Annotated in this window: 10 protein-coding genes; 6 read left to right on the forward strand and 4 right to left on the reverse strand. The window is 64.4% G+C overall.

All coding sequences use genetic code 11. The annotated features are described in order from the left end of the window. Positions 1-25: 25 nt before the first annotated feature. Entirely contained in the window at positions 26-466 is a 441-nt protein-coding gene (locus MOV80_RS21620; RefSeq protein WP_249605475.1) for a hypothetical protein, read from the reverse strand. 409 nt (positions 467-875) lie between these two features. Here MOV80_RS21620 and MOV80_RS21625 point away from each other — a divergent pair, with 409 nt between their 5' ends. Beyond that, positions 876-1,550, forward strand: coding sequence for a M24 family metallopeptidase (locus MOV80_RS21625; protein ID WP_249605476.1), 675 nt, complete (start codon positions 876-878; stop codon positions 1,548-1,550). Positions 1,551-1,707: 157 nt separating this feature from the next. Here MOV80_RS21625 and MOV80_RS21630 read toward each other — a convergent pair whose 3' ends face one another. Next, entirely contained in the window at positions 1,708-2,841 is a 1,134-nt protein-coding gene (locus MOV80_RS21630; protein ID WP_249605477.1) for a hypothetical protein, read from the reverse strand. 474 nt (positions 2,842-3,315) lie between these two features. Between MOV80_RS21630 and pflA the strand changes: the two genes are divergently transcribed. The 3 genes from pflA to pta all read left to right on the forward strand — a co-directional run bounded on the left by pflA (position 3,316) and on the right by pta (position 7,593). After that, positions 3,316-4,107 carry a pyruvate formate-lyase-activating protein gene (pflA, locus tag MOV80_RS21635; protein WP_019100689.1) on the forward strand — a complete coding sequence of 264 codons (792 nt, stop codon included), beginning with the start codon at positions 3,316-3,318 and terminating at the stop codon, positions 4,105-4,107. Between the two features lie 92 nt (positions 4,108-4,199). Next, positions 4,200-5,393: an acetate kinase gene (locus MOV80_RS21640; protein WP_043594375.1), complete on the forward strand. Its 1,194-nt coding sequence runs from the start codon at positions 4,200-4,202 to the stop codon at positions 5,391-5,393. Positions 5,394-5,508: 115 nt separating this feature from the next. Further along, on the forward strand, positions 5,509-7,593 hold the full coding sequence (gene pta, locus MOV80_RS21645; protein WP_019100687.1) for a phosphate acetyltransferase: 2,085 nt from the start codon (positions 5,509-5,511) through the stop codon (positions 7,591-7,593). A 74-nt stretch (positions 7,594-7,667) separates the two neighbouring features. Here the strand turns inward: pta and MOV80_RS21650 are convergent, their stop codons facing one another. Further along, complete coding sequence (locus MOV80_RS21650) at positions 7,668-8,789, reverse strand: hypothetical protein (RefSeq protein WP_249605478.1); 1,122 nt, start codon at positions 8,787-8,789, stop codon at positions 7,668-7,670. 226 nt (positions 8,790-9,015) lie between these two features. Between MOV80_RS21650 and MOV80_RS21655 the strand changes: the two genes are divergently transcribed. Beyond that, positions 9,016-9,420 (forward strand): DUF3995 domain-containing protein, encoded by a 405-nt coding sequence (locus MOV80_RS21655; RefSeq protein ID WP_019100685.1) that lies wholly within the window; start codon positions 9,016-9,018, stop codon positions 9,418-9,420. A gap of 48 nt (positions 9,421-9,468) precedes the next feature. On the opposite strand, the gene sph is transcribed toward MOV80_RS21655, so the two are convergent. Beyond that, the gene (sph, locus tag MOV80_RS21660; protein ID WP_200123197.1) at positions 9,469-10,986 is read right to left on the reverse strand and encodes a sphingomyelin phosphodiesterase; all 1,518 of its coding nucleotides are present in this window, start codon (positions 10,984-10,986) and stop codon (positions 9,469-9,471) included. 334 nt (positions 10,987-11,320) lie between these two features. On the opposite strand from sph, the gene MOV80_RS21665 reads away from it, so the two are divergent. Further along, a complete protein-coding gene (locus tag MOV80_RS21665) occupies positions 11,321-12,121 on the forward strand; it encodes a class I SAM-dependent methyltransferase (protein ID WP_249605479.1) in 801 nt (266 codons plus the stop codon). Positions 12,122-12,132 lie beyond the last annotated feature (11 nt).

Below are 12,132 nucleotides of genomic sequence, written 5' to 3' on the forward strand. Positions count from 1 at the left end.
GGCCAAAGCCGGGGTTCGTTCTTCCTTACTTCTTCTCTATCTTCCGCACCGAGCGGTTTTCCATGGTTTTGCGTTTGACCTGCGCCTGCTGCTGGCGGTGCAGTTCGTCAACATGCTCGAACACGTCCACCTTGCGCGCGGCCAGCGTCAGCATGGCTTCCAGGTAGTTGAAGAAGCCCACCCGGAAGCCGCGCTGTTCCGGTTTGCGGAAGTCGATGTCGCGGGTGATGCGCGCCAGCAGGCTTTGGCTACGGTAGCCGGGGTTGTCTTTCAGCCATTGGACGAAGTGAGCGCCGCATTCGCGGCCGTAGGCGCAGTCGGCGGCGTAGTCCGGGTGGGCGGCCGGCATTTGCCAGTAATCGGCTTGCGGCCGTCCCGGGCGTCGGGACACGAAGGGGAGCAGGGCTTCGCGCGCTTCCATCGAGGCTTGGCGGTAGCGGCGGCGAGCGGGAAAGGTTTTCGACATGGTGTTTCTCCTGCGGTGACACAAGATAAACCACCTGCCAGATACAGACGGGAGTTGGCAGGCGCGAGGCAGGATTGGCATTTCCGGTAACAACCAACCGGCGAGCGCGGGGCGCTCCCCCACCACGAGCCTGCCGATTTTGGCGCAGCCATGGAGAAATACGGGCCTATGCGGTAACGCATATGTCCGTTGGTTGTTAATTGCGAGATGCCAATCCCGGTGCCGTTAGTGACAGCACCCGGCGATTGTTACCGAGTGGGCCGGCAGGGTCAAGCCAGCGGGGACGCGGGAGCAGGAGGTGAGCGGGCTGATTTGGTTTGTGATTTGAATGTCATGATTCCACCGCGTTGCGGTATAATCCGCTGCCCATTTCGTCTCTTTATCTTTACCTCAAGATAGGGCATTCCTTATGACCTCAGTCTCTCTCCCTCCGGAAGCGGTGGGCAGCGCTTTCTCCCTGGATAAAATGATCGCCGCCCGTGACAAAACCATGGCGGCGGTGCGGCGCATCGCCGCGCAGATCCGCCCCGGCATGACCGAACAGCAGGCCAAGGATTTGGCCAAGGCGGAGCTGGAAAGCATGGGCATGGACCGCATCTGGCACGGCATCATCGTCCGCTTTGGCCGCAGCACGCTGAAGATATTCAAGCAGCAGATCGACCCGGACAATGTGCTGCTGGACGACGACATCTTCTTCATTGATCTGGGCATAGTCTGGGACGGCCACGAGGGCGACGCCGGAGATACCTTCACCACCGGCGACAATGCGCGCCAGCAGGCCTGTGCCGAGGCGGCGCGCCAGCTGTGGCAGGAGGTGGCGGACAAGTGGCGGCGCGAGCGGCTGGCCGGCCCAGGCTTGTACCAGTACGCGGCGGAGCGCGCCGAGGCAATGGGCTGGCGGCTGAACCTGGACATCAAGGGCCACCGGGTGTCGGACTTTCCGCACTCCATCTACAAGGCCGGCAGCCTGGGCGATTTCGCCCAATGTCCGGACACCGGTTTGTGGATTCTGGAAATCCAGATTGCCGATCCGTCCGGCGAGTTTGGCGCTTTCTATGAAGACCTGCTGGTGAGCGAGTCCTGATCCAGGATGGCCGGCGGCGTAGGGTGGGGGGGGCCGTAGGCGATCCCACGCGGGCTCTGCGCCGCGCGTTCAAACCGGGCAGAGGCGGGTATCACTGCGCTTCACCCCGCCTATCTTCCGCGCTGCGGATTCAACACCCAAGCGCCCCCGCCAAACCCTATTCCTCCCGGTGCGCTCCCGGATAACGCACTTCTCCCTCTGGTATGCCGCAGCCCCACAGCGAATAGGGGTCGGCCATTTCATTGACGCCTTCGCCATAGCGGTTGTCCGCCGGGCGCAGATGGGCCAGGCAGCAGGCGCCCAGTTCGGTGGCGTACAAGCCGTGCGCGGTGCTGAGCACGCGGTGGCTCATGCTGTGCTGGGTGGGGAAGGCGATGGTTTGTTGCGCTTCCACGCGGCTGTAGTCCGCGTTCATCTTCACTTGCACCACGCCGTTGAGGGCGTCGGCGCTGGCCATGGACGAGGCCAGCAGGTAGAGCCGCGGTTCCGGGCCGGCGGCAGGCGGGAAACCCAGGTGGATGAAGCCGGCGCCTGCGGCCGGGGCGGTGGTCAGCTGGAACCATTCGATCTCGCCGCCGGCCAGCACGCGGCCGAAGCCGCCGTTGCCGCCGGAGGCGTTGCCCAGCAGCGCGAACCACAGGTTGCCGTCCGGCCCCGGCACCATGCCCACCGGGGTGTTGCCGTGTTCGGCGGGGATTTCAATGGCGGCCGGCGCGTCGCCGTTGGCCGGGATGCGGTAGAGCTGGCTGGATTGGTCCAGCGTGGCGTAAACGTCGCCGCTGTCCGGGTGGAGCTGGACGAAGATGGGCCGCGGCGGGCAGGGGTAGAGGGTGGCGTCCGCGGGCTTGAGGCTGTCTACGCGCACAACGTGGCGGCTGTCTTTGCAGGAGGTCCACAGGATATCGCCGTCTTCCGCCACCACATGCGGGCCGCGCGCCGGTTGAGGCAGCGGCACCCGCTTGAGGATTTTTGGCGGCGCGGTGAGGTCAGACGCTATCGGGTCTATCAGCAACAGCTCGGACTGGAATTGCAGCGTCACCCACAGGCAGCCGGGGTGGGTTTTGGAGACGGTTAGCCCGTGCAGGCCGGAAAACGGGTTGTCGATGACGTGGGAGACGGAGGCGCGCGGCTGGCCGCTGTGAGGGGCCACGCGCATTTTGACCAGCGCGCCGGAGGGCTGCTGGGAAATCAGCAGCAAGTCCGGCCCGATGGCGGCCACTTCATGGGTTTGGCTGGAGGCGGGCAGCGGATATTCGATGACGCTTTTGAGGGCGAGGCGCAGTGCGGTCATGGCGGTTTACCGAGGGTGTGGAATCCCTTTGGCATGATAGTTGCCGGAAATGACATTTGCAAAATTGGGCCATGTTTGCCGGCGATGCCCGGCCAGCCTTGATCCAGCTCAGCCGCGGATGGGCCTGTGCCGGTTCCGGTTTATGCTGTTGACGTGTTATGACGATGTTCGCGAACGAGCGGAAATATTGCAGTGCAAGGTAAAACTAACGACTGTTTTAACTAGAACTCCACGTAAATCAAGGGTTTGCCGGGTAGGATGTGCGGGGCAATGTGGCGTGCGCACATCACAATGTACGCTTTTGACCTGTATCAAACACATATTTTCGTTTTAGAATATAAAATGTGTTCGTAAAATAACATTTGTGTTCGGCTCTGGCGTTTGGGGATATCCCCCGTTCGGAACCGCGCACTATGCTTTAAAAGGCGGCCTGTTTAAGGGCCGGCCTCTGTTGGCCATTAGGAGCACAAACGCATGCCAGATACCCAAACCGCCGTGGACACGGTCCCGCAAGAACACGCCATGTCTCCCGAATCCGTGGTGGGTTACCTGCATTCCACGGAGAGCGGGGCCGGGGTGGACGGGCCTGGCATGCGCTTTGTCTTCTTCACCTCGGGCTGCCAGTTCCGCTGCCTATACTGCCATAACCCGGATACCTGGAAGCTGCACAACGGCCGCCAGGTCACGGTGGAGCAGGCGATGGCGGAGCTGGAGCCGTACGCGCGCTTTTTGAAGTTCGCCGGCGGCGTGACGGTGTCCGGCGGCGAGCCGCTGATGCAGGACGGTTTCGTGGGCGAGCTGTTCCGCGAGGCCAAGCGCCGCTTCGGCCTGCACACGGCTTTGGACACTCAGGGCTTTTTGCACGAGCGGGTGAGCGACGAGTGGTTCGACGCGGTGGACCTAGTGATGCTGGACATCAAGCATTCGGACCCGGAGCGCTATCACGCGCTGACAGGCCAGCCCTTGCAGCCGACGCTGGACTTTGCCCGTCGCCTGCAACGCCTGGGCAAGAAAATGTGGGTGCGTTACGTGCTGGTGCCGGGTTTGACCGACGGCGACGAGGACATTAGCAGGCTGGCGGATTTCGTCGCCGGCCTGGGCAGTGTGGTGGAGCGGGTTGAGGTGTTGCCCTTCCATCAGTTGGGCATGGATAAGTGGCAGAAGCTGGGCATGGAATACCAGTTGGCGGATACGCCGATTCCCACGCCGGAGCAGGTCAAACGTGCCCGCGAGTTGTTTTCCTGTAAAGGTTTGAAGGTGACTTGAGCGCCTTCCGGCCTGTGGTTTTTGGCTGGCAGCGTCGCCCGGAGCGGCGCTGCTTGTTTATCGAATTATTTATCATGAATCGCTGATATATTATGACGACATCTTCTGAAATTCTGGTGATCAACTGCGGCAGTTCCTCGCTGAAGTTCGCGCTGCTGCCCAAGGGCTCCAGCGAGCCGCTGCTGTCCGGCCTGGCCGAGTGCCTGGGCCTGGCGGATTCGCGCATCATTTTCAAAACCGCGGAAGGCAAGAAGACGGAGTCGCTGAACGGCGGCAGCCATGCCGAGGCGATGGAAGCGCTGACCCGTTTCATGGGCGAGCATGAGTGGCTGGACAGCGTGGTCGCCATTGGCCACCGCATCGTTCACGGCGGCGAGCGCTTCCAGGCGTCCGCGCTGATCACCGACGAAGTGCTGGCCGGCATTGAAGAATGCTGCGCGCTGGCGCCGCTGCACAACCCGGGCCACTTGGTGGGCATCCGCGCCGCGCAGAAAGCCTTCCCCAAGCTGCCGCAGGTTGTGGTGTTCGACACCGCCTTCCATCAGACCATGCCCAAGCCGGCCTATATGTACGCCGTGCCGCAGCGCTTCTACAAAGAATACGGCGTGCGCCGCTACGGCATGCACGGCACCAGCCATCGCTTCATCGCCGGTGAAACCGTGGCCGAGCTGAAGCTGGACCCGGCCAACCACGGCATCCTGATCGCCCACCTGGGCAACGGCGCTTCCGCTTCCGCGGTGAAGAACGGCAAGTGCATGGACACCACCATGGGCATGACCCCGCTGGAAGGCTTGATCATGGGCACCCGTTCCGGCGATATCGACCCGGCCGCGGTGACTTTCATCGCCCGCAAGGAAGGCCTGGATCTGGACGGCATCGACAATCTGCTGAACAAGCAGAGCGGCCTGCTGGGCATTTCCGGCGTGTCCAGCGACTGTCGCGCTCTGGAAGAGGCTGCGGCGGAAGGCAATGTGGACGCGCAACTGGCGCTGGACATGTTCGCTCACCGTCTGGCCCGCCTGTTGGGCGGCCTGGCCACCTCGCTGGACCGCATCGACGCCCTGGTGTTCACCGGCGGCATCGGCGAAAACTCCAGCCTGCTGCGCGAGAAGACCCTGAACCACATGAAGGTGCTGGGCTTCGCCGTGGACGCGGCCGCCAACGAGCGCGCCGTGCGCGGCAACACCGGCGTGATCAGCCAGCCGGGCAGCACCACCGCGCTGGTGATGGCCACCAACGAAGAGTGGATGATCGCCAAGGATACCGCCGACCTGGCCGGTATCTGATAGGACCTCGCGGCGCAAGCCGCGTCTGTATCGCGCGGCCGGCGCTCCGTCGGCCGCCGCCTGATTCTGAACGCCGGGCCGCCTTGCGGCGGCGCGCGCGTCGAAAGCAAAACTCATGACATCGCAACAACCGAAACGAGTGTTTTTCCTGGCTTCCTATGGTTCGGACGCCGGGCTGACCTCCATGACCCTGGGCCTGGTGCACGCGCTGGAGCGCGACGGCATCAAGGTGGGCTTCGTCAAGCCCATCGCGCAGCCCGCCAGCGTGGGCGCCGAGCTGTCCAGCCACTTTGCCCGTCAGCTGTGCAATATCGACGCGCCGGCGTCCATCCCGTTTGCCCGCGCTCAAGCCATGCTGCGCGAAGGCGAGCTGGCCACCTTGATGGAAGACGTGGTGCGCCTGGCGGAACAGGCGCGGGACAATCACGATGTGCTGATCGTTGAAGGCCTGGTGCCGGACAGCGACGCGCAAACCGCCATCCGCCTGAACGCGGAAATGGCCGGCAGCCTGTCCGCGGAACTGTTGCTGGTGCTGTCCGGCGCCGGCCGCGGCGCGCGCGACATCGCCGAATGCGTGCAACTGGTGCAGCGTCAGTTTGGCGCAGACGGCAACGGCAAACTGGCCGGCCTGCTGCTGAACCGCGGCGCGGAGTGCGGCAATCTGGCCGGCCTGCGCGCCGAGCTGGCGGCGCAGGGCTGCGCCACGCCGCTGCTGGGTTGCGTGCCTTACGACGCCAAACTGGACGCGCCGCGCGTGTTGGACGTGGTCAGCGCGCTGGGCTTGAAGATTGAACACGCCGGCCAGATCGAGCAAGCGCGCATGCGCGAAACCGTGGTGGCGGCCCGCACTGTGGAGAAGATGGCCGAACGCCTGCTGCCGGGCACCCTGGTGGTGACGCCGGGCGACCGCAGCGACGTGGTGTTGGCCACCTCGCTGGCCATGCTGCGCGGCGTGCCGCTGGCCGGCCTGCTGCTGACCTGCGGCGAACCGGTGTCCGGCAGCATCCTGCCGCTGATCCAGTCCGCGCGCCAAGCCGGCCTGACCATTCTGTCCACCGAGCGCGACACCTATGAGACCAGCACCATGCTGGCCAATCTGGACCGTCACGTGGCGATGGAAGACGCCGAGCGCATGCAGGCGATGATAGACTTCGTGGCCGAGCGCATCGACACCGCGGTGCTGGTGCAGAAGATCGGCGAGCCGCGCGAAGTGCGCCTGCCGCCGCCGGCCTTCCGTCATCGCCTGATCGAGAGCGCGCGCCGCTCGCAAAAGCGCATCGTACTGCCGGAAGGCGACGAGCCGCGCACCATCCAGGCCGCCGCCATCTGCCATGAAAAGGGCATCGCCCGCTGCGTGCTGATCGGCGAACCGGAACGCATCCGCCAAGTGGCGGAAGCCCAGGGCGTAACCCTGCCGGCCGACATTGAAATCCTGGCCCCGAAAGAGGCCGCCGGCCGCTATGTGGCGCCGATGATGGAAATGCGCAAGAGCAAGGGCCTGACCGCGCCGCAGGCGGCGGAACAGTTGGAAGACAGCGTGGTGATCGGCACCATGATGCTGGCCCTGAACGAGGTGGACGGCCTGGTGTCCGGCGCGGTGCACACCACCGCCAACACCATCCGTCCGGCGCTGCAACTGATCAAGACCGCGCCGGGCGCGAGCATCGTGTCCAGCATCTTCTTCATGTTGATGCCGGATCAAGTGCTGGTGTACGGCGACTGCGCGGTGAACCCGGACCCGAACGCGGAACAGCTGGCGGACATCGCCATCCAGTCCGCCGATTCCGCTCGCGCCTTCGGCCTGAGCCCGCGCGTGGCGATGATCTCTTACTCCACCGGCACTTCCGGCAGCGGTTCGGACGTGGAGAAAGTGCGCGAAGCCACCCGCATCGCCAAGGAAAAGCGCCCGGATCTGATGATTGACGGCCCGATGCAGTACGACGCCGCCAGCGTGGAATCCGTGGGCCGCCAAAAGGCGCCGGACAGCGAAGTGGCCGGCCGCGCCAATGTCTTCGTGTTCCCGGACCTGAACACCGGCAACACCACTTACAAGGCGGTGCAGCGCTCCGCCGGCGTGGTGTCGGTGGGCCCGATGCTGCAAGGCCTGCGCAAGCCGGTCAACGATCTGTCGCGCGGCGCGCTGGTGGACGACATCGTCTACACCATCGCCCTGACCGCGATCCAGGCGGACGCGCAGTAAGCGGCGAGAACGCTTGATCTGAAAACAGCCCCCGGCGCTTGCGCTCCGGGGGCTGTTGTCTTATGCGGCCTTGTTTAGTGGCGCTGCGCGGCGATGGGGCGCGTCAGCGCCACCCATTGCTCGGAGGCGGGGGAGCCGGCCAGTTCCACGCCGTCGTCGGCGAAATACACTTTAGAGACTTTGCCGTCGAATAGTTCGGGCTGGCGCAGCACGGAACGGACTTCGGAGTAGGTGATCGGCTCGTAGCTGTGCTGGAAGCGGCGCTGCTGTTCTTGCCAGGGTTTTTGCCGTATCGCTTCGAGGTCCATCTTGCCGCGGCCGGCGTCGTTCCAGGCAAAGGCGATTTCCGCGCCTTGTTTGGCGAAGAATTCCAGGCCTAGTTTGCTGGAGTTGCGGAAGAAGTGCTTGATGAACAGTTCGGACAGGTCCAGCAGGTCGTGCCGATCCAGCGTGAGCTTGCCGAGCGCGGCGACGACGTCGTCGGCGTTTTTGCAGCCGCAGGCATGCACCAGATGGAGCAGGTTGTTGACCGTGGTTTCCGTGCGGCAGTCGCCGCTGGTGTTTTTCAACACAAAGCGGGTGGCCACGGCGGAGCGCTCCTCCGGCGGCACGTTGGCCAGTAGCGCGTTGAGCCGGATAAACGGGTCTAGCCGTGTGTGATGGGCGCCCAGATAGTCGGCCCAGGCTTGGAGGATGGGGGCGGCCGGCTGCCGCGCGCGCTTGACCAGCTTGCCGGCCGCGGCGTCGCTGATGTGGCGGCTGAATTCCTGGATCAGCTCGCGAGGCGAGAAGTAAGACATGGTGTAGTCGCGGCTGTAATGCACGATGTCCAGCTGCTTATTGTAAGTGGCGATGGTGGCGACGTTTTGCATGTCCAGTTCGCCACACACGAAATCGCCTAGTTGCATTTGAGCGTGACTCAGGCCGTAGAGCGCCACCGCTTGGTCCTGGCGCGCCGGGGAGGCGTTGACCACGCCGTTGGCCACCCGGAACAGCAGCGACTGGAAACGGGCTTGCTGCGGCACGGGTCCTTGCGTGGTTTGCGGGCGGTCCGGCGCGGCGGCGCAGCGATTCGAGGCGCTGGTCAAGCATCGGCCCAGGCCTAATTGTGGCTGAGCGGCGGCGGCGCGGGCAGTCGGCAAGGCTGCGGGAGCGGCGAGAGGGCGAGTGGCGCTGTGGGCGGCGATGTTTGGCATGGGGTCGGCTTTCAAGTGGAAGGCATGGAGTGATTTGACCCCGCTACTGTCGTCAAAAAGCCGGATCGCGGCTTGCAGAATTCACTCAGCGCGCCATCAGTGAGATGGGCGCGAGTTTGCCGGGCGTTGCCGTTTTTTGGCTGAAAATCAATGCAGATGGGATTGTGTTATAATCAAAGGGAGGTTGAACTTCCGATAAACATTTAATTAGAAAGGGAACCTGCTTATGCTGAGCCTGTTTTTGATTACTGTTTTTCTGATTATCAGTCTGATCCATTGCTACTGGGCCCTGGGCGGCACCGTTGGAATGGGCGCGGCGGTGCCCGAGGTGGACGGCAAGCCCTTGTTCCAGCCTTCCCGCGGCGGCACTTTCGCGGTGGCCGGCATGCTGGCCTTGTCGGCAGTGGCGGTTGCGCTGCATGGTCATCTGACCCGCTTCTGGCAAATGGAGACCGTGCGCTGGGGCTTGCTGGCGCTGGCGGCCGCATTGCTGTTGCGCGGCATCGGCGAATTCCGCTACGTGGGCTTGTTCAAGAGCGTGCGTGATAGCCGCTTCGCCCGCAACGACACTCGTTTCTATTCCCCCTTGTGCCTGCTGCTGGGTGCGTCCTTGCTGTTCCTGGCCTGGTAAGCAGTGAAAAGCGGGCGGCGCGAGCCGCCCGCTATCCGTGGTTCTCAATCAGCGCTTGCTGTTTTTATAAAGCAACTGCGCCTTCCAATCCTGCCGCTGCGGCTGGCGCGTGATGCTGACGCGGAAGCGTTCTCGCGGGCCGATATTGGGCTGCCATAAATACAGTTGTCCATCGTGGGCGCCGCCGTTCCAGGCGGTCAAGTAGTAGTCGTTCTGCCTCGCCCAGTCCTTGAAGCTGATAATATCGCCGTCCCGCAGGCAGCCGTCCGGCCGATCCTGGATCTGCAAGCGCAGCTCCGAGGAGGCATTGAGCGGGCCTTGCTTGGTGTAATAGGCGTATTGATTGGCGTCCAGGCCGCCCCACCAGGTCCAGAACCAGCCGGGCCGGTCCGCCCGCTCCACCCGCAGATAGTCGCCGGAGCGCAGGCAGCCGTTGTCGCGCATGGCGAAGTTGTTGGATAGATTGAAGCGGGCGGCGGAGGCGTTGCCGGGGCCGGTCTTCAGCCAGCCGTCGTTGGCGGCGGCGCTTTGCAGCCATTGGCCGTTGCCCAGGTTTTGCAAGCCCACTTGGCGGTAGCTGCCGGCCTGGTCGGTAAATGACTGGGTGGGCGTGGCGGCGTCGGCCCAGGCGAAGGCCTGCACCGGGTAGTGGTCGCTGTAGTCGGTATAGGCGTAGGTGTGCTTGCCGACGGATTGCACCGTCCACTGCGGCGACGGCGCGTCCAGCGCCAGATTGTGCCAGGCCGCCGGCTGGCGGTGGGCCTTCAGCGTCAGGACGTAGTCCAGGTACTCCGGTACGTCGCCGCCGCGCGCGCCGTAGCGTTCCAGCGCCAGACCGTTGCGCGCGGTGTCGAAGCTGTCGCTGACGCCGGCGTAGCGGGGCTCATTGGCTTGCAGGATGTCCAGCATCGCGCGGTATTCCGCCGGCTTGCGGCGGTCCACGTTCATATCGCCGGCAATCAATACCATTTCGTCCTTGGGCAGCCGCCGCGCGCGCAGCCAGTCGGCAATTTCGCGCAGCTGGGCCTGGCGCACGGCGGCGTGGTCTTTGCAGCCGCTGTCCTCCGATTGAAGATGAGTGCCCAGCACGTGATAGTACTGGCCGCCCACTTGCAGCTTGGCGTAGGCGAAGCCCTTGAGCGCGTATTGATCCCAGCTGCAGCCGGCGTTGCGGAACAAATACTGCCGCTTTTCCACGATGGGCCAGCGGCTGACGATGGCGACGCCGCCGTCTTCCGGCCTGGCGCCGTCCCAGCCTTCGGTGCCGTCCCAGCCGCTTTGGCTGCGGCCTATCACCGGGGTTTGGTGCGGGAAGCGCGTTTTCAGGCCTTGCAGCAGCGCTTCGGAACTGCTGTTGTCCTGAAGCTCCTGAAACACCGCCACATCCTGCTGCTGCAGGATGGGCGCGGCGGCGATCAGACGCGCGCGTTGTTCCTGGCCGTAGTTGGGATAGAGCGACTGCGGCAGCAGCATGGCGTTCCAGGTAGTCAGCTTGAGGTCGTCGGGATAGGCGGCGAGCGCGGGGGCGGCCAGCAGCGCGGCGCAGAGTGCCAGGCAAGCTTTCATCATGTCTCCGAGGAGTGGGGGAGCGAAAAGCTTGAATGGCCTGGTTTACGGAATTGCTATGTCATTTAAATTTGATCTGGCGTAGAATGGCGGCTGCGCCGGCCATGCCGGCGCCCGTCCGTTTGCGGACGCGAGTCTTCCCCTTTCCCGATAGGAGCGCGCCGGAATGAAGCTGTAATGCCCGTCACTCGTTTGCCCAGCCTGGGCCGTTTGCCGCATTGCCGTTTCGTTTTGTCGTCCGCTTCGTCTTTGCCCCTTCGCGGGGCCGTCCGTTTCGCTATGGACGCGGCTTTGGCTGGGTGTCTCCTTCTCTCTGAACAGAACAGGACTCCCCATGCCGGTACATGCATCCCTCAATGTTTTTTCACATAACCAGGCCGCCTGGGACCGCCTGGCCGAGCAGGCCGGCCCGTGGTCGCAGCCGGTGGACGCCGCCGCCATCGCCGCCGCGCGCGCGGGCGATCATCAGGCGCGGCTGACGCCTGGCCCGCTGCCGGCCGGCTGGCTGGATCAGGCGGCTGGCTGGCGTATTCTGTGCCTGGCCAGCGGCGGCGGTCAGCAGGGTCCGTTATTGGCGGCGGCTGGGGCGGTGGTCACGGTGTTCGACGCCTCCGAGCAGCAATTGGAGCGCGACCGGCTGGTGGCGCGGCGCGAAGGGCTGACGCTGGCGACGGAACGGGGCGATATGCGCGACCTGTCGCGCTTCGCCGACGCCGGCTTCGACTGCGTGTTCCACCCGATTTCCAATCTCTACGTGCCGGACGTGCGTCCGGTGTGGCGCGAGTGCTTCCGGGTGTTGCGCCCGGGCGGACGCTTGCTCAGCAGCTTTTTCAATCCGGCGGCCTTCATCGGCGACCGCGATCCTGAGCTTGCGCGCCAGGGCCTGATCCGGCCGCGATATCCGGCGCCGTATTCCGATCTGCGCGATCTGGAGCCGGAAACGCTGGAGGCCAAGCGGGCCGGCGGCGAGGCGTTGGTGTTCGGCCATAGCCTGGCCGAGCTGATAGGCGGCCAGTTGGAGGCCGGCTTTTTGTTGGCGGGTTTCCACGAGGAGATGCAGCCGAATCCGCGCTTCGTCATCGACGGCTATCTGCCGGCCTTCATCGCCACATGGGCGAGCAAGCCGGGGGCTTGAACGCCGCTTGT

This window comes from Chromobacterium sp. IRSSSOUMB001, assembly GCF_023507765.1.
GTDB lineage: Bacteria > Pseudomonadota > Gammaproteobacteria > Burkholderiales > Chromobacteriaceae > Chromobacterium > Chromobacterium haemolyticum.

What these genes read in the sequence shown, in the direction of transcription:
- MOV80_RS21630 (WP_249605477.1), bottom strand. Translation starts at nt 2,841, where the DNA reads ATGACCGCACTGCGCCTCGCCCTCAAAAGCGTCATCGAATATCCGCTG.
- MOV80_RS21625 (WP_249605476.1), top strand. Translation starts at nt 876, where the DNA reads ATGACCTCAGTCTCTCTCCCTCCGGAAGCGGTGGGCAGCGCTTTCTCC.
- MOV80_RS21640 (WP_043594375.1), top strand. Translation starts at nt 4,200, where the DNA reads ATGACGACATCTTCTGAAATTCTGGTGATCAACTGCGGCAGTTCCTCG.
- MOV80_RS21665 (WP_249605479.1), top strand. Translation starts at nt 11,321, where the DNA reads ATGCCGGTACATGCATCCCTCAATGTTTTTTCACATAACCAGGCCGCC.
- MOV80_RS21650 (WP_249605478.1), bottom strand. Translation starts at nt 8,789, where the DNA reads ATGCCAAACATCGCCGCCCACAGCGCCACTCGCCCTCTCGCCGCTCCC.
- sph (WP_200123197.1), bottom strand. Translation starts at nt 10,986, where the DNA reads ATGAAAGCTTGCCTGGCACTCTGCGCCGCGCTGCTGGCCGCCCCCGCG.
- pflA (WP_019100689.1), top strand. Translation starts at nt 3,316, where the DNA reads ATGCCAGATACCCAAACCGCCGTGGACACGGTCCCGCAAGAACACGCC.
- pta (WP_019100687.1), top strand. Translation starts at nt 5,509, where the DNA reads ATGACATCGCAACAACCGAAACGAGTGTTTTTCCTGGCTTCCTATGGT.
- MOV80_RS21620 (WP_249605475.1), bottom strand. Translation starts at nt 466, where the DNA reads ATGTCGAAAACCTTTCCCGCTCGCCGCCGCTACCGCCAAGCCTCGATG.
- MOV80_RS21655 (WP_019100685.1), top strand. Translation starts at nt 9,016, where the DNA reads ATGCTGAGCCTGTTTTTGATTACTGTTTTTCTGATTATCAGTCTGATC.